The organism is Tamlana sedimenti (assembly GCF_038148895.1).
Lineage (GTDB): Bacteria > Bacteroidota > Bacteroidia > Flavobacteriales > Flavobacteriaceae > Tamlana.
Genome location: NZ_JBBVGQ010000001.1, coordinates 1,037,649 through 1,063,365 on the forward strand (window position 1 = coordinate 1,037,649; position 25,717 = coordinate 1,063,365).

Consider the following 25,717-nt stretch of genomic DNA (forward strand, 5'->3'; position numbering starts at 1 on the left):
TGTACAAATAAAACTTTGTACTAAATTTGCACCCTCAATTGCACAATGGCCTATGGTGTAACTGGCAACACGTCTGGTTTTGGTCCAGAAGAGTCTAGGTTCGAGCCCTAGTAGGCCAACGAGTAATTTCAAAGTCCTTGTTTTCAAGGACTTTTTTTATGCCTTTTTTTGAAAAAAATAATTTTAAATAGATATTTTCTTAGAGAAGCGCTGCTTTTACGCTTTCTACTGTGTTTTTCGAATTTCCAACGAAAATCTTATCTTCAACGATAATGACAGGGCGGCTTAAAAAGGTGTAATGGTCAAGGATATAGTGTTTAAAGTCTCGTTCAGTTAAATTTTGGTTTTTAAGGTCCATTTCTTTGTACAGATTAGAACGTTTGCTGAAAAGCGCCTCATAACTACCCGCCAAATCTTTCATTTGCTCTAATTGTTGTACTGTTATTTCTTCATTTTTTATGTCTTGAAGAATGAATTCCGAGGATAAATTCAGCTCTTTTAATATCCTTATACAGGTACTGCAGGTCTTTAAGTAATATACTTTTTTCATTTGTTGTAGTTGTTTCTAAAAAAACAAATTAAACTATATTTATCGAAAAATTTAAATATTATGGATTTTACATTTCAGGTTTTGAATAATACACGAGGAATTTTTAGCAAAATAATTGAAAATTCTTCCTTGGAAGATTTAAACAAAATACCCGAAGGTTTTAGCAACAATATTATTTGGAACATAGGGCACATTGTGGTGACAGAGCAGTTACTGGCTTATAAATTGTCTGGGTTAAACATGATGGTTTCGGACGATTTAGTTAACAAATACAGAAAAGATTCCAAACCACAGGGCGATGTTACCCAAGCTGAGGTGAATGAAATTAAGGCTTTATTGTTCTCGACCATTAAAAAAACAGAGGAAGATTATAAAAAAGGTGTTTTTAAAGATTATAATGTTTACACGGTTTCAACAACAGGAAACACATTACATAATGTTGATGAGGCTTTACAATTTATACTTGTTCACGAAGGCATTCACTATGGCTATGTTTTGGCACTTTTAAAAGTTATTAAAAACTAAAAAGGGTTCTGCTTCTTCAAAAGGAATAGCAAACTCTATAATTCCTGTGGAATAGGGTGCAATTTCATATGTGTTATAAAGCAAAACAACACCGCTTTCCGAATAAGCGATGTTAGCAGGCAGTTGGAAGGTGTCTGATTCAAAAACAATGCTTTCTTTTTCTGAAATGCTTTTATCAAAATAGGTTTTGGCCAAGGCTTTAAATCCCTCTAGATTATTCATTAATTTGTCGTTTTGTATTTTTTGTCCAGTAGTACTTTCAAAATTTAAAAACGTAATATTCAATAGTCCGTGTGCCCCACCCGTGTTGACATAAGAGGTAATGGCTATGCTTATTATTTCAGGTGATTGATAAATTACTTCGCCATCAATTTGGGCCTCCCATATCAGGTTGGTTTCAGGAAAGTCGTGTTTAAATGAATCATATTCTGTATTGAAAGCTTCAACACTTTCTTCAATCGGCTTTAATACGACCTCATCGGGGTCGCCAATATGCAGGGAAGTTGATACTGTTCTCGATATTTCAGAATTTATATGATTTGTTATTGTTTTATTTCCTTTTGCCTCAGGAATGTTTATTTCAACAATGTTATTGTTTTCTAGGGGTATGTTAATTTCAGAAAATGATGTTTTTGTCTCATCGTTACAAGCGACAAAGAGCATAAATAGAAAAAAAAACAAGTAGAAGTTTTTGTTAAACATAATTGATTTATTAACTACCCTTAAAGGTAATTATTGCATTTAAATATGCCGAATTAAAATGAATTATTTAATTTATTGAATAACGTTTGCTTAATTGAACATAAGTTCCATTATCAAATTTTGAAAAAGGAGAAAAAAGAGAGTATTAATCTAAATAGTAAATGTAGCCAACATTTACCCAAACTAACCAATCGGTATTTTTGTTAAAGGATAATTCGTGGTTAAGCCCATCCACCCAATCATTGAAATAATATTGCCATCTAAGGTCTAACATTAAATCGGAAAGCTTTGTGAGTTTGTATCTAACACCGGCACTGGCTACCATAGAAAAATGGGAGAGTGGGGTAACGTCAATCGGGTACTGACGTTCGCTTTCAGGAACTCCAGCAGGAAGTGGCGGTAAACGTGTATAGTCTCGGTACCAAAAAGAATAAATATTTTCGGGATTGTAAACATCGCCATCACCATAAGTTGTACTGGCTTCTGGGGTTGAATAGGTATAATGTACGCCCAAGCTAACAAAAGGCGCAAAGCTATAAGCAAACCCTTGAAAATCGCGTATGCTTAAAGGGAAAAACTCAATTTGTGTTCCTATATCAAAGTTTTCGGCTACTCCTTTATGCGCTCTGAGCCTATCCGCATCAGGTGTCACGTTGTCTGGCCCAACCCATTGGCCTAAGTGTTCAAGCTTGGTTTTGTTATAAGATATTTCGTTTCTTAATTTAAAGTGATCATTAAAATAAGTGTCAGTTGTGTAGCAATTACAATCAGCTCTGTAGGAAAAATTGATATAATGTACAATGCCAATACCGTATCCTGAGTTGCCAAAGTTTGTTTTAGAGTCTTGGCGACTTCCAAAATCTGATCTAAATTGAACGGGACCAGCAATAACACCCAATTCGTGAGAAAAGCCCAACTGCGCAGAAGCCTCGTGAACGCTAAGAAATAGCCACAAAGCACAAACCAAATATTTTAAGTTAAGCATAAAAAGGTTTATTTTTTTGAGGGCGTTACTATGGACAAATATATAAAAACTAGGTAAACAAACAAATATTAATGAATTTGGCAAAATCATGTAAAATTATTTATTGCGAAATTCAAAAAAAATAGCTTGTTTTTTTGAAGATAACGTATATTTGTGCCAATAAATTATTTATTCAATAAATATTAATGCAATAATTGTATGTATGAAAAGCATCATTAAAGAATTTTTGGATCAGGTTAGGGAAAGAAACGGACACGAACCTGAGTTTTTACAAGCGGTAGAAGAAGTGGCAGAAACTGTAATTCCTTACATTGTAAAACACGATATATATTATGGGAAAAATATTTTGCTCAGAATGGTTGAGCCTGAAAGATTAATTTCGTTTCGGGTGTGCTGGGTAGATGATAAGGGTGAAATACAGGTAAACCGGGGTTACAGGATTCAAATGAATTCGGCAATTGGCCCATACAAAGGAGGGTTGCGCTTTCATCCTTCGGTAAATGCAAGTATTTTAAAGTTTTTGGCTTTCGAGCAAGTATTCAAAAACAGCCTTACAACGCTGCCCATGGGTGGAGGTAAAGGAGGTAGCGATTTTGACCCAAAGGGTAAGAGTGATAACGAAATTATGAGATTTTGCCATGCTTTTATGAGTGAATTGTTTAGACATATTGGTCCAAATACAGATGTTCCTGCTGGAGATATTGGTGTAGGATCAAGGGAAATAGGCTATTTGTTCGGAATGTACAAGAAGTTGAGAAATGAGTTTACTGGAGTCCTTACGGGAAAAGGCATGTCTTGGGGAGGTTCATTGATTAGGCCAGAAGCTACAGGCTATGGCACTGTCTATTTTGCCCAAAAAATGCTTGAAACTAAAAATGATGATTTTGAAGGTAAAGAAGTTGTTGTATCAGGTTCTGGAAATGTAGCTCAATATGCAGCAGAAAAGGTTACTCAATTAGGTGGAAAGGTTTTAACGCTTTCAGATTCTGATGGCTATATTTATGATTCTGACGGCATTGATAAGGAAAAATTATCATTTATAATGCAATTAAAAAACGTTAAACGAGGAAGGATTAAAGAATATGTAGACAAATATCCCAATGCGGAATACCACCAAGGAAAAACTCCTTGGGATGTAAAATGCGACATTGCACTACCATGTGCTACCCAAAATGAGCTTAATGAAAATGATGCCAAAACACTTTTAAACAATGGTTGTATTTGCGTAAGTGAAGGAGCCAACATGCCATCAACAAAAGAGGCTATAGCGACATTCCATAAGGCAAAAATATTGTTTGCCCCAGGTAAAGCATCAAATGCCGGTGGTGTGGCTACTTCTGGACTGGAAATGACACAAAATTCGTTAAGATATAAATGGACACGAGAAGAAGTTGACAACAAGTTAAAGGACATCATGGCTGATATTCACAAGTCTTGTATAGAATATGGAACAGATGATGATGGATATGTTGATTATGTTAGAGGAGCCAATATTGCAGGATTTGTTAAAGTTGCCGATGCCATGCTTGCTCAGGGAATAGTTTAAGATTTTAAAATTAATTTAAGCAAAAGGCTCCCTTTTTAGGGAGCCTTTTGCTTTTTAATTATATTATTTTAAAGTAAAACTCGTTAGTTATAAATATATTTGAATTTTCAAAAATCTATGTTTAAAAGAATTGTAGTTTTAATTGTCTTTCTATTGCCATTGGTGCAATTTTCCCAAGACTTTTCTGCGCTTTGGCAAGGCCATTTTTCGTATAGACAAATTAAGGATGTTACTCAGGGCAACGGTAAAATTTTCGCCGCAGCAGAGAATGCTATATTCAGATTAGATACAGAGACCAATGAAATGACTGAAATGACTACAGTCAATGGTCTTTCCGGGGAAACTATTTCTTCAATTTACTACAGTGACATTTATGAATTACTGGTTGTTGGTTATGTAAACGGTCTGATTGAAATCGTTTTTGATAATGATGAAAACGTTTTAACTATTGTAGATATAATTAATAAGCCAACAATACCGAGTACAGATAAAAAAATTAATCATTTTAATGGATATCAAAATGTTCTATATGTTTCAACAAATTTTGGCATTTCAGTATTTGACTTGGAACGTTTGGAATTTGGAGACACTTACTTTATTGGCAGTGGAGGCTCACAAGTTCAAGTAACCCAAACAACCATTTATGGTGATTATATTTATGCTTCATGCCTTGGGGGAAATGGTATAAAAAAAGCACTAGTTTCCAGTCCTAATTTAATTGATTTTCAAAATTGGCAATCAATCAATTCTGGTAATTGGCTTTCCATAGAGGCGCAAAATGACAAGCTTTATGCCATTAACACCAATAGGAAAATTTATCAAATTATGAATGATGCCTTAATTGAAGTATTTACCTATTCAACTATGCCGCAAGATTTAAGATTTTATGATGAAAATTTGGTAGTTACTACTCTTGATGGAGTATTTGTTTACGATTCTAATCTTAGTGTTTTGTCGCAAGTGCCTATTGATCCTGTTTTTAGTACCAAATATGTTTGTGCGACCATAGACGCTGAAAACATTTATATTGGCACCAATGATTATGGAATCTTAAAAGCAGCTATTTTAAACCCAACTGTTCTTGAAGAAATTCATCCACAAGGGCCTCTCTTAAATACACCATTTTCACTTCAAACAGAGCCAAATGGTTTATGGGTGACTTTTGGAGAGTATGACCAATTTTATAATCCATACCCGTTAAACAACAGAGGAATAAGCCATTTGAAAAATGATGAATGGATTAATAATGATTATTCCGAAGTATTTGAAGCTAAATGTTTAAACAGTATTGCAATTAATCCTTTTAACAACGATCAAGTGTTTATTAGTTCGTTTTTTAGTGGTTTACTTGAGGTAAATGATGAAGTGCCAACCATTTTATACAATGAAACTAACAGTGGACTGGAATCTCTGGTATTGCCAAATAATCCAAATTATATAGATATTAGGGTCGGGGCTTCATCATTCGATAGGGATGGGTTATTATGGTTAACATCGGGAATCGTTGAAAACCAATTAAAAACTTATAACCCTTCAAACAAACAATGGAAATCTTATTCATTTAAAGAAATAATTGCTAGTCCTGGAGACAACAATGGTTTTAGTGATGTGATAATAGATAATAATAGAACGAAATGGATAGGAAGTTTAGCTTTTGGCCTAATTGGGTTTAACGAAACCAATAGTGGAACAAAAATAAAGGCCATTTACAAAGAAAGTGAAAATATGCCAATTGAAAGAGTTTCTGCTTTAGCCTTGGATAAAAGGAACCAGTTATGGATTGGAACATATAGAGGATTAAGGGTGCTATATAACACCTCCAATTTTTTTGATGACAATAACCCCAGCGTAGATGAAATTATTATAGAGGAAGATGGTATTGCAAAAGAACTTTTGTTCCAACAATATATAACAGATATTAAGGTTGATGGCTCCAACAACAAGTGGATAGGAACAGTTGATTCCGGGCTGTTTTACTTTTCGCCTAATGGTCAAAAGACAATTTTTCACTTTACAAAAGACAATTCTCCTTTGCCTTCAAACAGCATTAGAGACATTTCTTTAGACGATATTAATGGTATTGTATATATTGCCACAACAAAAGGTTTGGTATCATTTCGATCGGGAGGGTCAAGCCCTTTTGAAGATTTGGAAAGTGCCTATGCATATCCAAACCCAGTTAGGCCCGGATTTAATATTGTTGATGAAAAGGTGAAGATTAAGGATATTTCAGAAAATGTAAATATTAAAATCACGGATATTGAAGGTAATTTGGTTGCCGAAGCACAGTCAAGAACTAACCAGAGATATTCAGGTTATAATTTAGAGATTGATGGCGGTACCGCCTATTGGAATGGAAAGAATCTAGCCAACAATGTTGTGGCTTCTGGGGTGTATTTAATAATGCTTTCGGACCTGGATAGCTACGAAACTAAAGTTTTAAAATTAATGGTGGTACGCTAATGCTTATTACTACAAACGCCATTGTTCTTTCAAAACTAAGATATAAAGATAACGACCTCATTGTAAAATGTTACACCCAGCAGCTCGGGTTAGTGAGTTTTCTGTTACGTGGTGTTTTAAAAAGTAAAAAAGGGAATAACAAAGTTGCTTATTTTCAGCTGCTATCCCAATTGCAAATTGTACTGATTCAAAAAAACTCAAGATCGCTTCAGGCCATTAAGGAAGCCAAACCAAATTTCATTTACAATAGTTTACATACCCATGTTTTAAAAAGTGCTATTGTAATGTTTTTAGCGGAAGTGCTATCGAGTACACTTCAGGAAGAGGAACCAAATGAAACTCTTTATAGTTATTTGGAAAGCACACTTTTATGGTTGGATTCACAAGCCGAGTATTCAAACTTCCATTTATTGTTCCTTTTAAAACTCACAAAATATTTGGGTTTTTATCCAGAAATCAGCCATGTGGATTTCCCTTTATTTAATCTATACGAGGGCAGATTCGAGCAAAAAGCTAGTAATAAATATAGTATTAGTGGCGAAAATTTAACACTATTAAAAACTTTATTGGGCACAACATTTGATGCTTTACCTGATATAAAAATCAATGCTAAGCAAAGACAAGCTTTTTTAAGTATGATGTTGTTATATTATGAACTACATTTAGGAAGCTTTAAGGTTCCCAAGTCGCTGCAGGTATTTAATCAAGTTTTTAGCTAAACATGAAGTCTCATTATTTACTTTTATTTTTTTTACTTGTATCTATTTCTTTTCAGGCTCAAAACATTAAAGTGCTTAATAGTGTGACCAAAGAGCCCATTTTTGGCGTTGCTATTTACAATATTGATAAATCTAAAAGTGTGGTAACCAATTTTAGAGGTGAAGCTGATTTGGACGACTTTTCCGATGACGAGACTATTTACTTCAAACATTTGTCACATGTTTTAAAAAAACTGACCAAGAAACAAATTGCGAAATCTAATCGTGTTTTTTTAGTGTCTAATACCCAAGGATTGGAGGAAATAGTGATTTCGGCTTCAAAATTCAAACAGAACAAAAAGGACATACCTCAAAAAATAGTAAGTGAAAGCGCAGAGCATGTTGCATTTTCAAACCCCCAAACAAGTGCTGATTTATTGGAAAACACAGGTCAAGTTTACATTCAAAAGAGTCAGTTAGGTGGTGGTAGTCCTATGATACGCGGGTTTTCTACCAATAGATTATTAATCACTGTTGATGGCGTACGCATGAACAATGCCATATTTAGGGCAGGAAATTTGCAAAACGTTATTTCAATCGATCCGTTATCTGTGGAACATACAGAAGTAACTCTGGGTGCTGGCTCGGTTATTTACGGAAGTGATGCTATAGGTGGGGTGATGAGTTTTTATACCCAAAAGCCTAAACTGTCGTATGCAGATTCGCTATTGTTTCACTCAAATGCCATAATGAGGTACAGTTCTGCTAATGATGAAAAAGCAGGACATTTTGATTTTAATTTAGGGTACAAAAAATGGGCTTTTGTTACCAATGCCAGCTATTCAAGTTTTGGTAATTTAAAAATGGGAAAACATGGGCCCGATGAATATTTGCGCCCAGAATTTGTGATTGAAACCAGTGAAGGCGATGTTATTATTCAAAATAGTGACCCATTGACTCAAAAATATACTGGGTATAATCAGTTGAACTTGATGCAAAAAGTACGTTACGAACCCTATGAGAATTTAAGTTTTGATTTGGGTTTGTTCTATTCTACAACTTCAGATGTGCCTAGATATGACAGATTGATTCGATACCGAAACGATGAGTTACGGTCGGCAGAATGGAATTATGGCCCACAAAACTGGTTTATGGGCAATTTGCAGATTACCAAGTTGAGCAGTAGTTCGAATTTGTACAACAAGATAAAAGCAACCATAGCCTATCAAAATTTTCAGGAAAGTAGGATGGATAGAAATTTTCAATCACCGATTAGAAATATACGTGAAGAGGCCGTTGATGCTTATTCATTTAGTTTAGATTTTGAAAAAACATTAAGCCTTAAAACACAATTTTTTTATGGTGCCGAATATATTTACAATAAGGTGAAGTCAACCGGAGAAGAAGAGAATATCGATACCAACACCATAATGCCAACAGTTTCTCGATATCCAAATGGTGCAAGCTGGCAAGCTGCCGCAATTTATTCCAGTATTAAATATAAGCCCAATCCTAAATTTGTGTTTCAATCCGGATTAAGGTTTAACAACGTAGTCTCCATGGCAGATTTCACAGAAAACAATAGGTATTTAAACTTGCCGTTCCAATCCTCAAAAAGCACGGCAGGTGCATTAACAGGGACTGCCGGTATTAGTTGGTCGCCCAACAGTATCATACAATGGAAAATCAATGCATCATCGGCGTTTAGGGCGCCAAATATTGATGATGTTGGTAAAGTTTTTGATTCAGAACCTGGCTCTGTTGTTGTACCCAACGAAAATTTAAGACCAGAATATGCCTATGGTGGGGAAGTTGGTTTAAAATTGAATTTTGATGATAAGTTGGTGTTGGACATGAGCACTTATTATACCTATTTGGATAATGCCTTGGTGCGACGGGATTATACGTTAAATGGCGAAACAGAAATTATCTATGACGGTGAGTTAAGCAATGTCCAGGCTATTCAAAATGCATCAAAAGCATGGATACATGGTTTTGAAGTAGGCTTGAAAATGCCCATAACATCTCAATTGAACTTTACCTCACAATACAGTATTATTGGCGGTACAGAAACGGCTGGAAATATAGAAGTTCCCGTTAGGCATATTGCTCCAAATTTTGGAAATACCCACCTAATTTGGTTGTTGAATAATGTAAAATTAGACTTATTTGCCAACTACAATGGCAATTTATCTTTTTATCAATTGGCACCTTCTGAAATTGAAAAGGATTACATCTATGCTTTGGATGAAAACGGAAATCCATATAGCCCATCGTGGTACACGCTTAATTTTAGGACTCAATTTGAAATTAATCGCTCTGCTACTTTAACGGCGAGTTTAGAAAACATCACCGATCAACGGTATAAAACGTATTCTTCTGGGATTGCCGCGGCCGGTCGCAACTTTATTTTGGCTTTAAAATATAGTTTGTAACGTCATTCTGAGGAATGACCGCTAGGAAACTACGTGAGAATCTGTCAAATTTTTAGTTTCAATCATGAGATTGCCACACTTCGACTCCGCTCAGTACGGCTAACCAAATGTGATGACTATAAAATAATTATTTCTTTACAGCCTTTTTAGTGACAATAGCACCATTGGAAAGTTCCACTTTGGCGATATAAACAGTGCTTTTTAAATTAGACAATTTATAGGTTTCAGAAGTATTTTGCCCTTTAAGCTGATACAATTGTCTGCCAAATAAATCGTAAATATTAACCGCTTTAATTTTTAAGTTGTTGGAAGCCGTAAACTGAACATCATGGTTATCCAACTCAACAATTTTTAAGCTGTTTACATTTGTTAAGTCAAAATCAGTAGAAAGGGCTTGCTGTTTAAATACAATTTCAAAGCGGTTGTTAAACTCACCCACTTCTGAAGTAAAGGTGTAATCTGAAACCGATAAATCATGTATGGTGTTCAACATGTTATCTTTTAAGTAAACACTATTACTGCTTAAAAAATTGCCTTCCAGTTGGGCAATGGATAATTTGTAAAGTGTAGCCACATCAATGGTAGTACTAAAACCAAGTTGAATAACTTCGTCTTCATTAATACTGTTGATGTCTTTACCTTGGATAACATATTTTTTATTGTTTTCCACCATAGACGTGTATAAAACCGCAGGAGCATCAGGAGATATTAACCTTGGTGCATCATAGGCTAAACCATCATTTCCATCAGTTCCACCATTAACATAGCCGACTAATATTTGATTGAACACCCCGTTATCCGAAGTTAAATTTACCCATAGTCTGTTTTCAGCAAGGCTGTTTGATTTCTTATTGGAACTTGTACCTCTAAAAAATTGACTGTTGCTTGTACCATCTGCCATACGCATGGCATTAGTAAATGTTGCTGTTCCAATGGTTACGGCTGGGATAAAAAAGCCTTGTGCAGATGGAATATATTGATTCGGAATATCAGGACCACCCCCTGCAGCACCACCAACGCCAACTGTATATGTAGCATAATCGTTATTACTGAAATTTATGTCTTGGTTCCCAGGATTTGAACTGTCTGGTGGTGTAGCTTGCGACCAAAAGTATGCAACACCATCAACAACGGCGGAGTTTGCTGCATGAAAAGCATCAAAATCAACAGCTGATGGATAAGGATTACCAATAAAATTCCATCTAAACCCTGTGTTTGCAACGTTGTAAGTTATGTTAACATCAACATCTCCAGTATTGAATTCACCTTCAAAAGAAGCAGTACCAGAACCACCAAAGAATAACCGGGCTTCAGTAACGGCATATCCTGTACCGGGATCCATAGTGAATCCAGAGTATGCGGGTTGCCAATCATCACCATTGTCATCAATGTCATCACCATTGTTGTCTACAAAGTTTGCAGCATTAAACAAAAAGCGTCGGTCTCCATCAACATCAGGGAAAACGCTGCCAATGGTTTCACCAACCACAGGGGAACTCCAATAAGTGTAATAATACCAAGCGGCTTTTGTTGCCGTTTGTTTGTTTACCCTTGAGAGACCATTATTGGTAAATGTTCCGGCATCGTCAATTTGTACAAAATTACCTTGTGTTCGCACAATCAAACTACCATCAACAGTAACATCGTTTTCAACTTCAACAAAAGTTCCGTTATCAACAGTTAACGTAGCTCCGGCATTAATCGTTAAGCTACATGCATTAAAGCTTATTTCGCTTCCTCCACCAGAGGTGTTATAATTGCCATCAATAATAACTTCGGTAGTTGAATCTGGTGTAGCGCTCCAGGTTGTACCATTCCATGTTACAGTTCCTCCAGGGCAAGGAATTGCATTAACAACACCGTTAAATATAAAATCATTAATACTGCAAGTTCCACCACCGCCAGTAGCTCCCCATCCATAAAGTCTAAAAGTTATAGAACTAGTAATGTTTTGGTAAGTTGGGCTGGATAAATCAATTGTAGCTCCTGTTGCAACAGGTGTTCCAATATTTGCTGAATATCCATCCAAGCTGCTTCGAAAAGCAAAATTATTTGCGCCTGTTGGAGATCTTTGCCCTGTATATTCAAAACTTACAAAATCAATTTCATATCCAAAGTTTGGGGCAATGGTAAATTCGAAGTAGGCTGTATTGTCCAAAGCGACAGTATTCCAGCTGTTTGCATTATATCTCCCAAAGCCATTTGCCGGGTTTATACCTGTTCCCCTCCCTATTCCCGATACTACGATGTTAGGGTCGAAATATTGTCCAATCGTATATGGATTATCATTTTCTGGATCACTTGTTGTAATTGGATTGTCAAAAATACTTTGCCCAAACCCCAGATTAATGGTTAAAAAAGCAACAAGAATAAAGGTAATTTTTTTCATAGCGAGAGGATTTTGATAGTTCAATAGATTTGGTTTTATATTTTTCTAATTTATATTTTTTCAATTGTTATTTTTGGCAACACATGCAAACCAAAAAAACATATACACTACAAGAAGCCACCAAAAAACTGGAGAATTATTGTGCGTACCAAGAACGTTGCCATCAAGAAGTAAACCAAAAACTGGAACAAATGCACATGATACCCGAGGCTATTGATGTGATTATTGTTCACCTTATTGAGCATAACTTTCTTAACGAAGAACGTTTTGCCAAAACATTTGTTAGCGGTAAGTTTAAAATTAAGAATTGGGGGCGCTGCCGTTTATCTTATGAATTAAAGAAAAAAGGCATTAGCAAAGTTAATACAAATCAAGCACTTGCAGAAATAGGAAATACGGAGTATATCGAGGTTTTCAATGCGTTAGCCGAAAAAAAAGCTTACACAATAAAAGAAAGCAACGTTTTTAAGAAACGGAAGAAATTGATCGATTATCTGCTCTATAGAGGCTGGGAATCGCACTTGGTCTACGAAAAAGCCAATGAACTAATCAAGTAAATTATACTGATTTTATGAATAAAAAAGCGGATTTACCATGACGTAAACCCGCTTTTTTTGTCATGCTGAACTTATTTCAGCATCTTATAATGAGTGTATTTATAAATTAAATGACGCCCCTAAATTAATGGTAAATTGGTTGTGCAATTTTTCAGGAGGCGTTAATGTTCCTGTTTTATATTTTGCAAACGGTACGTTCAATTCGGTATAAAGTCCAAAGCCTTCACTAAAAAAGTAACGGGCACCCAAATGGCCACCAAAGTTTTTCAGTCCAAGACTTAAGCCTGGGTACAAATCAAAATTTTCATCAACATTTATAACGTTTCCTAAGTTGGCGTTAAAACGCGCGCGAACATCAAAACGATTATCGAAATCTGCATTTAAAGCCTCATTGGCATTGTTTTTTAGGGTGTTGTCAATACCAAGAAGGTAGGTAGATGAAATACCAACAGAAATGTTTTCGCCAATACCATAATCGAAACTTAAATTAAGACCGGTACCGTTGTTTTGAAAATTGGCACCCACTTGAAATTTGTTGTCGCCACTACCAACATAAGCTTGAGAACTAACCAGTGAAACACACAAAAGGGCTAACACTAAAATAAATTTATTCATGATTTGAGTTTTAAATTTAAGTGGCAAATATATTACAAGTTTTGCAAAAAAGGCACAAAAACTATAAATGCTTGTGGGTATTGATTATGGCTTGTTGGTTTTTCCAGTCAATCCATTTTTGTTTTTTTATGCGCCTCATAATGTTGTCGTAATTGCGCATAATAAAAACATTATAAACTGCTTTGCCAAAGTTTTTAGGGTTTCGGGCAATAGCACGCAAACTCATTGAAAAACCTGGTGTGAGATAACGCATATAATGCCAATAGCCTTCGGGCATATACAATACCTCGCCATGGTTCAATTCTGTTTTGTAGCCTTTAGCCTGTTTTAGCATGGGCCATTTTTCAAAATCGGGGTTATTGAAATCAATATCCTCTCTGGTGATTAAGGAATGTGGAATTTTATATAAATACTTGTTCTGTTTTTGGTCGAACAAAATAATTTGCTTTTTGCCCTCAAAATGAAAATGGAAAATATTGGCCAAATCAATATCATAATGCATGAAGGTATATGAATCCTCTCCGCCAAAAAATAACATCGGAATGCTTTTCATGAGGCGCAACCCAAAATCAGGAAATTTAAAATCTTGTTGTAAAGATGGTATTTCCTTTAGGGCGTTCCATAAAAAAATACGGTATTTGGTGGGCTCGCGCTTTAACAGATCAATATAATCGGTCAGCTTCATTTTAGCGTGAGGTTCATTGAATCCGTCTTTATAATCAACTGGTCTATCGTCATAAAGTGGTATGGTAATATCGGCGCCAACTTGCTTTATATAGTCTAAATTCCACTTGGTGTAAGCAGGCCAATCTTCAATAAAACGCTCAATAACCACTGGCTTCTGTGGTTTAAAATAATGTTCTAAAAAATCTGCTTTGGTAATGGTTTTTACCCGCGGAATATCTTGTAAGTTCAACGACAACGCTTCAAAGTTTAGTGGGCTAAAGTTAATAAAACGTCACGAGATTTAAAATAGTAATTGGGTACCGACCTTTTGGTATGTACCCAAAAATATATCGCTAATTAAAGCCATATCGTAAACCAAACAGTACGTTGCTTGGTGGCATGGGTACAAAGCCAGCTTCAATATAATCGGCATTAAAAATATTGCTCGCGGTTACTGTAAATTCGAGTTGTTTTAAGTTTACTACCAATGAAGCGTCCCAAACATTATAGCTATCGCCTGTGGTGCGTTCGGCATGTTTGTATACAATATTTTGGCTTACATTTTTAAACAACTGGGTGCTTAGTCTAGTGGTAAAGTGGTGTTTTAATGTGTTTAAGGAATAACGTGATAAATCTTTATTTTGGTCTAAAATATTGTCATCTAAAAAATTGTAGCCAACTGCTAAAGTTTGGTTGAAACTATTAAGTTTAAAGTTGTATGCCATATCAACTTCAAACCCTTTGGTGTTAACTTCGGCAATATTTGTAGCTGTAAAAAAAGTTTCGGTGGTGTTTTGACGAATAAAATCGATTAAGTTTTTAGCGTCTCTATTATAAACTGCTATCGAGCCCGAAAATTTTGGTGAAAAATATTTAATGCCGATTTCTTGGGCCAAAGCTTCTTCAACTTCCAAATTTGGATTTCCCGTGGTACTAGAATCGTTATAATACAAATCTGTATATGTTGGTATACGGTAGGTATATCCAATATTTCCGTAAGCTTTTAAATTGTCGGTTATTTTATAACCAACATCTAAACCTGGGAATGCATAAAAATCGAAATCTGAGAAGTACGTTAAGGCAACACCGGGGGTCATGTCTAAATTGTCCCATTTAAATTGATGTTCCAGAAACAAGGTGGTCATAAATCGATTTAGGTCTCCTAAATTGTTGCTTTTTATATACACTTTTGAGAGGTCTACACCAAAACCGGTAACACCTAAATTAGACTTGTAAGAAGCGTTCACTTCCGCTCCAATTTTGTTGGTAATGTGTAAATTTCGGTAAACCGTTGGGTCATTTCTTAGGTATATGTATTCGTCTTGGTTGCGTTTCCAGTATACGCGAGGTTTAATGGTTAGTCTTTCGTTATTGAATTGTGTTGAAAATCCAATTAAACTATTTTGGGTTTCTTCATATTGCTCGGTGGCACTTGCCCTGGCATAAAACCCATTGGCGCCAAATTTACGTTCTTGAAACGTGGCAATCATTTCAATGGCTTTTTTGTCTTTATTAAAAACACTTTTTACAAAATAATTGCTGTTGTCGTAATCGGAATTGTGCCTATATCCTGCCGAAGTCATTTTGTCAACATGTACAATATGTGATGAGTTTTCTAAATCGCCACCAACAGTTACTCCACCGTTTAATTGACCAAAAGACCCGCCTTCAGTTTTAACCGAAACCGTGTTATTTAGGTTTTTCTTGGTAACGATGTTAATAGCGCCGTTAAACGCATTTTGCCCAAAAATTCTAGCGGCAGGACCTTTAATAATTTCAATACGTTCAATAACTTCAATTGGTAAAGCAGCATTCATAGTGTGGTGGCCTGTTTGGGCATCGTCCATTTTAATACCATCAATAAGAAGAAGGGTTTGGTCAAAATTTCCTCCGCGGATGTATAAATCGGCTTGACTTCCTGCAGTTCCGCGTCGTCTAATATCTATTCCCGCAATTTGTTGTAACAAATCGGCAACATTTGTTGCGGCACTCTTTTTAATATCTTCAGAAGAAATAATATCTATGGTTCTAGAGTTTTCCTTAAAGGGTAAATCTATTCGTGTTGATGTAATTACAACTTGATCTAAAGAATCCATTTTTACTTGGTCTTCTTGCGTGTGTCCTATTAAAAATGATAAAAATAAGATGGCGGTTAAGGCTAATTTGGCTTTCATAAAATACAATGTTTAAAAACGATGCAAAAGTCGTAACTTTCCGGACGATTCAGATAGTCCAGTTTTAAAACAATGAATAGTCCGGTTAGTCTTCTTTTAAAAGAGTTGATTTCTTTTGAAAAATTGAATACAACACCGGTTTACATCCAAATAGCGCAACAGCTTATCAATGCCATTCAACGAGGCTATTTGTTAAAAGGTTCGGTTCTTCCAGGAACCCGAACACTAAGCGAGTTATTGCAAATTCACAGAAAAACCACTGTAGCGGTTTATGATGAGTTGGCGTCGCAAGGTTGGGTAGAAATAATTCCCAACAAAGGCACATTTGTTTTAATGCCCGAGCAAACTACCGTACCTATTAAGGCTTCAACTCAGCCAATTGATTACGTTTACGAATATTCAAAAACAACGGGTTTTCCGTTTCAACCATCATTTAATTTAGCTTCAACGTTTCAACCATCAAAGGCAAAATACAGCATCAATGATGGCGCGCCAGATTTACGATTGCATCCCATACATCAATTTTCTAGGTGGTACAGTTCTGCAATGAAACGAAAAACATTGATTTCTAAATGGAATCAAACCAACGAGTCCACCTATTCGGTATTCGAAACCCAACTTTGTAACTATTTAAATGCGACAAGAGGATTTCATTTAAACCCTAAAAATGTTATATGTACGCGAAGCACCGAAATGAGTTTGTTTATTGTTTCACAGCTTTTGATAAAGCAAAATGATTTGGTTTTGGTTGGGCAATTGAGTAACTATGCTGCAAATATGATTTTTCAAGAAGCCGGCGCCAACATCAAAACCGTTCCTGTGGATGTTGATGGGATAGATGTAGATTATTTAAAAAACCATTTTAAAAAAGGAGATATTCGTTGCGTATATGTGTGTGCCAACAGACATTATCCAACAACGGCTAAGTTAAGTGCTGAACGTCGTCTAAAATTATTACAATTGGCGAAAGACTACCAATTTGCCATTATTGAAGACGATTATGATTACGATTTTCAGTACGAAGGATCTGCCATGTTGCCCATGGCTACTGCCGATGCCAATGGGGTGGTTATTTATTTAGGGAAATTGGGCCAGTCGTTATTTCCAAGTTTTCAAACGGGATTTGTGGTGGCTCCCGAAAATTTAATTTCTGAAGCAAAAAACTATTTGCAGTTGTTGGATAAACAGGGCGATTTAATACAGGAGCAAATGCTTTCCGAACTGATTTATGAAGGTGAAATTCATCGACTTTTGAAGAAGAATGTCATTATTTATAAGCAAAGACGCGATTCTTTATGCAAGCATCTAGACACACATTTTAATAACGAGGTTATTTGGGAAATACCATCCGGTGGACTCGCCATGTGGCTGAAGTTCGAGCCGAAAATATCGTTGATAAAATTAGCTGAAGAGGCTGAGAAACTGGATGTTTTTCTCCCCAAAACCATTCTTTATCAAGACAGGAATACTTGTGCTATCCGATTTGGATTTGGGCATTTAAACGAAACAGATATTGAAACTGTTGTAAAAAAACTGAAACAAGCCTATGATGTGGTCTCGAACTCATGATTGCAATCTTCACATCTATATTTATCCTTGGCATAAAAAGGAAGCGTGCCAGACAAAAAACCCAAAACAAAGGAGAAGAACGATTTGAAATCTTTAATAGTTGAAAATAATTGAACCTTGGTACTATTACAATTAGGGCAATGAATGGCATTACCCTCATCATCCAATGAATATTTTGCAATACTGTCCAAAATATGCTGGGCTTTCAAAGCATCTTTGGTGAGTACCTTAAGTTTTACACCGCCAATGGCATTACTTACCAAGGGATCGGTGTCTATGGTAAAGTTGTCACTTAAAAATACATTGATGCCGTCTGCCTCCAACCTCCCTTTTATAATTTGGGCTTCACTGGAATATTGAAACTTGGCTATGGTTTTAAAAGTTTGGCTCATGTTGAATCAAATATAATAAACGAGTTTTAATAAAAAATTATTGTTTTTCAATAATTTTTATATATTTGTTATCGTTAAACAATAATTTTATATAATGGAAAAGGTGAGAATTTTAAAGATTTTATTTAATATTTTATACATAAGTCTTATTTCTGTTGGTGTATTAGGGGTGGTCTTTTTTATAGCTGCAGTCTTCTTCAACGAATATTTACCACCAGTTCTTCAAGTTTTCAAAGGGGTATTTAATATAAATCATTTTGGCTGGTTCGTGTATTTGGAGCCATTATCCAAAATAATTGGTTTTATTTTATTTATAGTTTGTGTTCATCATTTGAAGAAGTGCATTGGTTTTTTTGAAAATAATGATTTTTATTCTCCAGATGTTGTGAAACGATTGAGATCTGTTGGCAGATTGTTTGTCATAATCAGTTTGATTTCTGTCCTTCTTAAATTTATTGCTGCAATTTATCTCCAAAGTATTATGGGTAACATGGCTTTAAATATTCCTTATTCATTTTGGGTTGGATTATTGGGTATAGTTGTAGCTTCATTCAATTTAACTAGTATTTTTCTATTAATAACTGGGCTATTCTTATTACTGTTTAGTAACATTTTTGCTAATGCAGGCTATCTCAAACAAGAAAATGATTTAACCATATAGAAATGAAAAAACTAAACCTACTCAAGGTAATTACAGATATTGTTTATTATGTTAATATAGCCGCAGCTATTATTGCTCCTTTAGTTGCCATAGTTGTCTTGTTCAAGATAAATTCCGCAGGGTTTGAATACGATGGAAAACAATACACTAAACTAGGTGCAGGATTAATTATTTCTTCATTATTGAAATTTGTACTGTATTTGGCTTTGGTTTATTGCCTCTTTCTGTTCCGTAAAATCATTTTATTGTTCCAGAAATTGAAGGTTTTTGACAATGTAGTTATTGATTTGTTTCATAGAATTGGCAAGTATTTAATTTTAATTGGATTTGGGTTTATTTTGGTCTCTTGCATTCCCATCAATTATTATTACACGACCTATCATCCTGGAGGTTTTACCAATCATTATGAGTTTGAGTATAATTTTCATTTGAGCATTGTATGGATAGCCATTGGTTTATTTTTTCAGGTTTTAAGTGAAGTTTTTAGCAACGCAAGAAGGCTAAAAGAAGAAAACGATTTAACCATTTAAGCCATGGCCATTATTGTAAATTTGGATGTTGTACTTGCCAAGCGAGATATGAAAAGCAAAGAGCTGGCTGAAATTATCGGTATTACCGAAGCCAACCTTTCCATTTTAAAATCAGGCAAGGCCAAGGCTGTACGGTTTTCAACGCTTGAGGCTATTTGTAAAGCTTTGGATTGTCAACCAGCCGATATTTTGGAGTATGTTGAAGATTAAAGTTGTACTTTTGGGTTATTCAAAAAAATCTTGTTATGAAACTATGTTTTTTCCTTTTGCTTTCCTTTATATCGTATGCCAGTTTCGCGCAGAACAATTATATTGTTAAAACAGAAGACGGCAGGCGCGTGTTGCTTAAGGCCGATTACACTTGGGAGTATATTGATGCTGAGGTGCCAGTTGCCCAAGTGAAGAAAAATGAAATTCCTAAACCTAGTATTGAAAATGGTTGCAACTTAACGGATAGTTTTGAAGAGCCTAAGTTGAACAAAAAAATTCAAGACCAATTAAAAAGGGGTCGTGCTACCATTGACCATATTAAAGCCAAAGTTGCCAAAGATTACGATTGTACCGTAGAAGATGTGTTGCTGTTATCAGCCTCTGAAAAAAAATCGACTGGCAGTTATGCGTTTTGCGCCAATGGCAAAAAGGTGTTTTATAAGCGTACCGGCTATGCTATTCTTGAAAAAGGCAAGTTGTTTTAAAAAGTAAACTTCATAAAAACTAATGCATGGCCACCTAGGAAACTAGGTGGTTTTTTGTATTTTTATAACATGTATGCCCTAGTAGATTGTAACAATTTTTATGCGTCTTGCGAACGTGTTTTTAATCCCAATCTTTGCAATAAACCTGTTGCTATTTTAAGTAATAATGATGGGTGTGTTATTTCGCGCAGTGATGAAGCCAAAGCTATTGGATTGCCAATGGGAGCGCCTATTTTTAAATGGGAAGGGTTTTGTAAAGCTAATAATATTCAAGTATTGTCTTCGAATTACCCCTTATATGGAGACATGAGCAATAGGGTAATGAAAATTCTGGAACAATTTACACCTGATGTTGAGGTGTATAGTATAGATGAAGCTTTTATAGAATTTAAAGGCTTTGAAAACTATAATTTTAACGATTACGGAAACAAAATACGGCAACGCATTTTAAAATGGACAGGTATCCCAACTTGTGTGGGTATAGCACCAACTAAGGCTTTAAGTAAAGTTGCTAATAAAATAGCCAGAAAATTTCCCAATCAAACAAGCGGAGTATATGTAATTGACTCAGAAGAAAAGCGTATAAAAGCTTTAAAATGGATAAAAATTGAAGACGTTTGGGGCATTGGTTGGCGATTACAAAAACGATTAAAAGCCAAGGGTTGCAAAACGGCATTCGATTTCACACAACTTCAAGATGATTGGGTTCGGAAAACATTTTCAATCACCGAGTGGAAACTTAAAAAAGATTTAGAGGGTATTTCAAAAATAAAACTGGATGAGGTCAAGGCAAAACGTGCTATTGCCACTACCAGAAGTTTTGATTACACTTACAGTGATATTGATTATATTAAGGAGCGAATTTCTACCTTTGCCACAAGTTGTGCCGAAAAATTACGTATACAAAAATCGAGCTGCAATATGATTTATGTAATACTAAGTAGCGATAGGCATAAAAAGGACGAACAGCAGCATCGAGGTAGTATAATTGTAAGTTTACCTTACCCAACAGATTCCAGTTTGATTATTAGCAAAGAAGCTGTTCGTGCAGTTACTAGCATTTTTAAAGAAGGTATAAAATATAAACGGGCAGGGGTTATTGTAATGGGTTTGGTGCCCAACAATAATTATCAATTAGATATATTTGAGCATGAAAACCCGAAACATAAATCCCTTATGTCTGCCATTGATGGGTTGAATAAAAAGTATAAGGATTATAAAATAAAATTGGGCAATCAAGATTTAAAACGCACATGGAAAATGCGTCAAGAACGTTTGTCACCAAGGTATACCACAGATATTAATGATATAATAAAAGTAAAATGTTAGTAGAAAGTACCAAAAACTTAACCTTTTTTACTCCAAAATTTTTAGATAATTCTGGAGGCTTTTTCTTTGATGCAGGAATTTCGGCAGGGTTCCCGTCACCAGCAGATGATTTTAAACAAGAACGTCTCTCTTTGGATGATATGCTGGTTAAAAATAAATTGGCAACCTTTTACGCACGTGTAAGTGGCCAGAGCATGATAGGTGCTGGATTAGATGACAATGATTTGTTGGTGATTGATAGAAGTTTAGAACCAGAAAACAATAAAATAGCTGTTTGCTTTTTAGATGGAGAATTTACCGTAAAGCGCTTAAAAGTTAACAAAGAAGGGGTTTGGTTGCAGCCTGAGAACCCTAATTTTCCGATTATAAAAGTTACAGAAGAAAATAATTTTATTATTTGGGGAATAGTCACTAATGTAATCAAGAAAATATATTAAGGAAGATGACACATAAAAAAACGCGAAACTTAAGTTTCGCGTTTTTTATATTATCAAAGTAACGAGCTTAATCAGCTAAAACAATTACTTTGTTGTCTTTCATTTCTATAGTTCCAGAATTTATATTTAACAAAGTAGTGCTTTTGTCCCCTTTGGTAAATTTATCCTGAACCTCTTCATCTAATTCAATGTTTCCAAAAATCTTTACAACACCTTCTTTTAACAAAGAAACAATGGGTGCGTGATTGTTTAACATTTGGAATTCACCGTTTACACCTGGTACGGCAACAGAATCTACTTCGCCACTAAATAAGGTTGCTTCTGGTGATACAATTTCTAAATACATAGTTAAACTTGTTTAACTACCCTGAATTTATTTCAGGGTCTTTTTAATATTTTTATAAAGTTTGTGAGATACTGAAACAAGTTCAGCACTTGCATTTGCTTACGCCTCTGCAAGCATTTTATCTCCAGCTTCAATAGCTTCTTCAATAGTACCTTTAAGGTTAAACGCTGCTTCTGGAAGGTGGTCTAATTCACCATCCATAATCATGTTAAATCCTTTAATGGTTTCTTTAATGTCAACCAATACACCTGGGATACCTGTAAATTGCTCAGCTACGTGGAAAGGTTGAGAAAGGAAACGTTGCACACGTCTTGCTCTACCTACCGCTAATTTATCTTCTTCAGATAGCTCTTCCATACCAAGGATGGCAATAATATCTTGTAACTCTTTGTAGCGTTGTAATAACTCTTTTACACGTTGTGCACAGTTATAGTGGTCTGCACCTAAAATTTCTTTGGTTAAGATACGAGAAGTAGAATCTAATGGATCCACCGCAGGATAAATACCTAACTCAGCAATTTTACGAGACAATACTGTTGTAGCATCTAAGTGGGCAAACGTTGTTGCAGGAGCAGGGTCAGTTAAGTCATCCGCAGGTACATAAACCGCTTGTACCGATGTAATAGATCCCTTTTTAGTTGAAGTAATACGCTCTTGCATCGCACCCATCTCTGTTGCCAATGTTGGTTGATAACCTACCGCAGATGGCATACGACCAAGAAGTGCAGATACCTCAGAACCAGCTTGTGTAAAACGGAAAATGTTATCTACGAAGAATAATACGTCTTTTCCTTGCCCGTCACCAGCACCGTCACGGAAATATTCAGCTATGGTCAATCCAGAAAGTGCCACACGAGCACGAGCTCCAGGAGGCTCATTCATCTGTCCGAATACGAACGTTGCTTTAGACTCTTTCATTTTCTTTTTATCTACTTTAGATAAATCCCATCCACCAGCTTCCATAGAGTGCATAAAATCTTCACCATAACGGATAATTCCAGACTCCAACATCTCTCTTAAAAGGTCATTTCCTTCACGGGTTCTTTCACCCACACCAGCAAATACTGATAAACCACCGTGACCTTTTGCAATGTTGTTAATCAACTCCTGAATCAATACTGTTTTACCTACACCGGCACCACCAAATAATCCAATTTTACCACCTTTAGCATAAGGCTCAATAAGGTCGATTACTTTAATACCTGTAAATAAAACTTCGGTAGAAGTTGATAAGTCTTCAAAAGCAGGTGCCTCGCGGTGAATTGGTAAACCAGATTTTCCGGCTTTTGGTAAATCTCCTAAACCGTCAATGGCATCACCAATTACATTAAATAAACGTCCGTAAACATCATCACCAATCGGCATTTGTATTGGAGCACCAGTAGCGGTAACTTCAGTTCCTCGGCTTAAACCATCCGATGAATCCATGGCAATAGTACGTACAGTATCTTCACCAATGTGAGATTGTACTTCTAATACTAAAATAGAACCGTCAGGTCTTTTAATTTCTAATGAATCGTAAATTTTTGGAAGTTCTGAACCAGCACCAAACTCTACATCGATAACCGGACCTACTATTTGTGCAACTTTACCTGTAACTTTAGACATTACTTATGTGTTTAATATTATGCGATTTAATTGTTAGAAAACAATTTTAGTTTTCGGCTGCAAAGATATATCTTTTAATTTAAAATGAAAGTTGTTTTTTTAGGTTTTTTAGAATAAAAAAACACCTTCAATTTGAAGGTGTTTTGTGTTTATTTATACGAATTATGTTATTGCAATAGTGGAGAATAGTTTGTTGGATAGTCTCCTGCTTTTGCAACATTGCCTGATGCCATAAAATTTGTTCCAAATTCGTCATCTATAGCTTCTAAAAACTTATTTGCCATTAACGCATACCCTCTAGCAGTTAAGTGAATACCGTCTAAGCTAACGGCACCACCAGTTACCAAATCTGCTGTCATCACATAATCATCAAAAGGAACGCCTGTTGATGCCAGTTGGGTTAAAACACTGTTTAAGTCCACCAATACAACATTGGTGTTACTGGCAGCAACACTTGCAATAGTTTGATTATAGGCGTCAGTTGCGGTTTTTATTTCTTCTTGTTCTTCTGGAATCAACACCCATTTGTCTGCTAATGGGAGTGATATGCCTTCAACCGAGAACTGTCCGGCCAATGCCTGGGATAACCCTTGGGACATTAAAAAGGCAACAGAATCTGTGTTTACGGTACCTATAACAGAGGAACTAGGAAGCACAAACAAATCATCAGCTGTTGCTTGTCTTGCCTGCCCATAAACTGTACCCAATAAGTTGGCCACTAATGTAGCTGCTTCTGCAGGAAGTCCAAAAGATTGAACGAATAAAGGAAATGTTGGGCTTGCTTGTAAAACACCCGCAATTTGAGCAGATAAATTTGTTAAACTTTCATCCTGGATTACCACTGCGCTTGCCGCAGTTTGGGAAAAAACGATGCTGCGTTCGGGCACTCCTAAAAATGCAAACACTTGGTTTAATTGGCCAAATATGCCATTTAAAGTTGGTATTTGTGGCCCAAAACTTGAATTAGTAGGGTCCAGTGGATTGTATGGTACAGTAGTGAAATGAGGTAAATCTGTAATATAGGGCACATTTGTAACAGCGCCTTTAGCTCCCGTTGATGTTAATGCAGTAACGGTATTACTAAATACTTGAGCAAAAACATTCGGGTCAGTTATATCATTTCCTCCATAAGTTGATGGGTCTAGATTCCCAGCTTGATTTACACCTGTTCCACCAGAAGTAGCATAACTCAACACATCGTTACCTCCAATTTCAGATAAGGTAAAAAATGTTGGGTTCTGCGCCATGGCCAATTCAAGCAGGGATGCATTTGGAGCAGATTCGGTTAGCCTAATAGCGTAAGGGTTTGCTGCTGCAGGGAAATTGGCCAAATTACCATACCCATTAGCTAATAAATGAAAGCTTTTGGCTCCAGGAACTCCTAAGTTTTTAAATGGTCCCGTTGGGTTATTTGTTGCCAGGTCTGTAGTAACTGTTACAGTGCCTATAATACTTTCTAAAGCTACAGGGCCAGAACCTCCGAAAACCAATCTAGGGCTTTGTATTCTGTTTCCACCGAGGGCAAGCCCACCAAAATTATCATTCATTAAAGGTTGCGTAAAAGTACCACCTCCAACTTTGGCAAATTGTTTTGATAAAGTATTTGGAAATGAATTTTCTTGAGCAGCTTTAAATAGAGCACCATCAGTAAATCCAGCTGTAAATGATGCCCCTATTGCCACATAGTTAGAAAAGTTTACTGATCCAGAAGTTAACTCTGGTAAAGCCTCGGGTGTTTCAATATTAAAATCAGCCAATACATCTTCGGGGTCATTACAAGCATTAAAGCCAACTAATAGAGCAATAAGCCATATATATTTTGTGTTCATAATATTCTTTTTCATC

At 35.8% G+C, this 25,717-nt stretch carries 24 protein-coding genes and 1 tRNA gene; 14 read left to right on the forward strand and 11 right to left on the reverse strand.

Annotation, left to right across the window (positions count from 1 at the left end; translation table 11 throughout):
• Positions 1 to 46: 46 nt before the first annotated feature.
• A tRNA-Gln gene (locus tag WJN01_RS04535) sits at positions 47 to 119 on the forward strand.
• 80 nt (positions 120 to 199) lie between these two features.
• Here the strand turns inward: WJN01_RS04535 and WJN01_RS04540 are convergent.
• Positions 200 to 550 carry an arsenate reductase family protein gene (locus tag WJN01_RS04540; protein ID WP_445195953.1) on the reverse strand — a complete coding sequence of 117 codons (351 nt, stop codon included), beginning with the start codon at positions 548 to 550 and terminating at the stop codon, positions 200 to 202.
• 60 nt (positions 551 to 610) lie between these two features.
• Here WJN01_RS04540 and WJN01_RS04545 point away from each other — a divergent pair, with 60 nt between their 5' ends.
• Entirely contained in the window at positions 611 to 1,075 is a 465-nt protein-coding gene (locus tag WJN01_RS04545; RefSeq protein WP_445195954.1) for a DinB family protein, read from the forward strand.
• On the opposite strand, the gene WJN01_RS04550 is transcribed toward WJN01_RS04545, so the two are convergent.
• On the reverse strand, positions 1,055 to 1,756 hold the full coding sequence (locus tag WJN01_RS04550) for a DUF3298 and DUF4163 domain-containing protein (protein WP_445195955.1): 702 nt from the start codon (positions 1,754 to 1,756) through the stop codon (positions 1,055 to 1,057). The two genes, WJN01_RS04545 and WJN01_RS04550, sit on opposite strands and share 21 nt — an antisense overlap.
• Before the next feature lie 166 nt (positions 1,757 to 1,922).
• Positions 1,923 to 2,762, reverse strand: a complete 840-nt coding sequence (locus WJN01_RS04555; protein ID WP_445195956.1) for a THC0290_0291 family protein — start codon at positions 2,760 to 2,762, stop codon at positions 1,923 to 1,925.
• Between the two features lie 202 nt (positions 2,763 to 2,964).
• Between WJN01_RS04555 and gdhA the strand changes: the two genes are divergently transcribed.
• The 4 genes from gdhA to WJN01_RS04575 all read left to right on the forward strand — a co-directional run bounded on the left by gdhA (position 2,965) and on the right by WJN01_RS04575 (position 9,904).
• Positions 2,965 to 4,308 (forward strand): NADP-specific glutamate dehydrogenase, encoded by a 1,344-nt coding sequence (gdhA, locus tag WJN01_RS04560; protein ID WP_445195957.1) that lies wholly within the window; start codon positions 2,965 to 2,967, stop codon positions 4,306 to 4,308.
• Between the two features lie 117 nt (positions 4,309 to 4,425).
• The gene (gene porZ / locus WJN01_RS04565; protein WP_445195958.1) at positions 4,426 to 6,771 is read left to right on the forward strand and encodes a type IX secretion system anionic LPS delivery protein PorZ; all 2,346 of its coding nucleotides are present in this window, start codon (positions 4,426 to 4,428) and stop codon (positions 6,769 to 6,771) included.
• Positions 6,771 to 7,490 carry a DNA repair protein RecO gene (gene recO, locus WJN01_RS04570; protein WP_445195959.1) on the forward strand — a complete coding sequence of 240 codons (720 nt, stop codon included), beginning with the start codon at positions 6,771 to 6,773 and terminating at the stop codon, positions 7,488 to 7,490. The genes porZ and recO overlap by 1 nt, the downstream gene beginning before the upstream one ends.
• 2 nt (positions 7,491 to 7,492) lie before the next feature.
• Positions 7,493 to 9,904 (forward strand): TonB-dependent receptor, encoded by a 2,412-nt coding sequence (locus tag WJN01_RS04575; RefSeq protein WP_445195960.1) that lies wholly within the window; start codon positions 7,493 to 7,495, stop codon positions 9,902 to 9,904.
• Positions 9,905 to 10,031: 127 nt separating this feature from the next.
• On the opposite strand, the gene WJN01_RS04580 is transcribed toward WJN01_RS04575, so the two are convergent.
• Positions 10,032 to 12,293 carry a RemA C-terminal-like gliding motility protein gene (locus WJN01_RS04580; RefSeq protein ID WP_445195961.1) on the reverse strand — a complete coding sequence of 754 codons (2,262 nt, stop codon included), beginning with the start codon at positions 12,291 to 12,293 and terminating at the stop codon, positions 10,032 to 10,034.
• Between the two features lie 83 nt (positions 12,294 to 12,376).
• Here WJN01_RS04580 and WJN01_RS04585 point away from each other — a divergent pair, with 83 nt between their 5' ends.
• Positions 12,377 to 12,850, forward strand: coding sequence for a regulatory protein RecX (locus tag WJN01_RS04585; protein ID WP_445195962.1), 474 nt, complete (start codon positions 12,377 to 12,379; stop codon positions 12,848 to 12,850).
• Positions 12,851 to 12,949: 99 nt separating this feature from the next.
• Here the strand turns inward: WJN01_RS04585 and WJN01_RS04590 are convergent, their stop codons facing one another.
• From WJN01_RS04590 to WJN01_RS04600, 3 genes are all read right to left on the reverse strand, one after another.
• Entirely contained in the window at positions 12,950 to 13,465 is a 516-nt protein-coding gene (locus WJN01_RS04590; RefSeq protein WP_445195963.1) for a DUF6646 family protein, read from the reverse strand.
• A gap of 61 nt (positions 13,466 to 13,526) precedes the next feature.
• A complete protein-coding gene (locus WJN01_RS04595; RefSeq protein WP_445195964.1) occupies positions 13,527 to 14,387 on the reverse strand; it encodes a cupin-like domain-containing protein in 861 nt (286 codons plus the stop codon).
• A gap of 97 nt (positions 14,388 to 14,484) precedes the next feature.
• A complete protein-coding gene (locus WJN01_RS04600; RefSeq protein WP_445195965.1) occupies positions 14,485 to 16,305 on the reverse strand; it encodes a TonB-dependent receptor plug domain-containing protein in 1,821 nt (606 codons plus the stop codon).
• A 72-nt stretch (positions 16,306 to 16,377) separates the two neighbouring features.
• Between WJN01_RS04600 and WJN01_RS04605 the strand changes: the two genes are divergently transcribed.
• Complete coding sequence (locus tag WJN01_RS04605; protein WP_445195966.1) at positions 16,378 to 17,874, forward strand: aminotransferase-like domain-containing protein; 1,497 nt, start codon at positions 16,378 to 16,380, stop codon at positions 17,872 to 17,874.
• On the opposite strand, the gene WJN01_RS04610 is transcribed toward WJN01_RS04605, so the two are convergent.
• Entirely contained in the window at positions 17,850 to 18,266 is a 417-nt protein-coding gene (locus WJN01_RS04610; protein ID WP_445195967.1) for a DUF2007 domain-containing protein, read from the reverse strand. The two genes, WJN01_RS04605 and WJN01_RS04610, sit on opposite strands and share 25 nt — an antisense overlap.
• A gap of 94 nt (positions 18,267 to 18,360) precedes the next feature.
• Between WJN01_RS04610 and WJN01_RS04615 the strand changes: the two genes are divergently transcribed.
• The 6 genes from WJN01_RS04615 to WJN01_RS04640 all read left to right on the forward strand — a co-directional run bounded on the left by WJN01_RS04615 (position 18,361) and on the right by WJN01_RS04640 (position 21,918).
• A complete protein-coding gene (locus tag WJN01_RS04615; RefSeq protein ID WP_445195968.1) occupies positions 18,361 to 18,927 on the forward strand; it encodes a DUF2975 domain-containing protein in 567 nt (188 codons plus the stop codon).
• Positions 18,928 to 18,929: 2 nt separating this feature from the next.
• Positions 18,930 to 19,457: a DUF2975 domain-containing protein gene (locus WJN01_RS04620; protein WP_445195969.1), complete on the forward strand. Its 528-nt coding sequence runs from the start codon at positions 18,930 to 18,932 to the stop codon at positions 19,455 to 19,457.
• 3 nt (positions 19,458 to 19,460) lie between these two features.
• The gene (locus WJN01_RS04625; protein WP_445195970.1) at positions 19,461 to 19,667 is read left to right on the forward strand and encodes a helix-turn-helix domain-containing protein; all 207 of its coding nucleotides are present in this window, start codon (positions 19,461 to 19,463) and stop codon (positions 19,665 to 19,667) included.
• A 35-nt stretch (positions 19,668 to 19,702) separates the two neighbouring features.
• The gene (locus tag WJN01_RS04630) at positions 19,703 to 20,152 is read left to right on the forward strand and encodes a DUF3157 family protein (RefSeq protein WP_445195971.1); all 450 of its coding nucleotides are present in this window, start codon (positions 19,703 to 19,705) and stop codon (positions 20,150 to 20,152) included.
• 69 nt (positions 20,153 to 20,221) lie between these two features.
• Positions 20,222 to 21,481, forward strand: a complete 1,260-nt coding sequence (locus WJN01_RS04635; RefSeq protein WP_445195972.1) for a Y-family DNA polymerase — start codon at positions 20,222 to 20,224, stop codon at positions 21,479 to 21,481.
• On the forward strand, positions 21,475 to 21,918 hold the full coding sequence (locus WJN01_RS04640; protein WP_445195973.1) for a LexA family protein: 444 nt from the start codon (positions 21,475 to 21,477) through the stop codon (positions 21,916 to 21,918). The genes WJN01_RS04635 and WJN01_RS04640 overlap by 7 nt, the downstream gene beginning before the upstream one ends.
• Before the next feature lie 67 nt (positions 21,919 to 21,985).
• On the opposite strand, the gene WJN01_RS04645 is transcribed toward WJN01_RS04640, so the two are convergent.
• The 3 genes from WJN01_RS04645 to WJN01_RS04655 form a co-directional block, all read right to left on the reverse strand.
• Entirely contained in the window at positions 21,986 to 22,264 is a 279-nt protein-coding gene (locus tag WJN01_RS04645; protein ID WP_370477141.1) for a F0F1 ATP synthase subunit delta/epsilon, read from the reverse strand.
• Between the two features lie 99 nt (positions 22,265 to 22,363).
• A complete protein-coding gene (atpD, locus tag WJN01_RS04650) occupies positions 22,364 to 23,872 on the reverse strand; it encodes a F0F1 ATP synthase subunit beta (RefSeq protein ID WP_445195974.1) in 1,509 nt (502 codons plus the stop codon).
• A gap of 167 nt (positions 23,873 to 24,039) precedes the next feature.
• Positions 24,040 to 25,716 (reverse strand): SGNH/GDSL hydrolase family protein, encoded by a 1,677-nt coding sequence (locus tag WJN01_RS04655; protein ID WP_445195975.1) that lies wholly within the window; start codon positions 25,714 to 25,716, stop codon positions 24,040 to 24,042.
• Position 25,717: the final 1 nt, after the last annotated feature.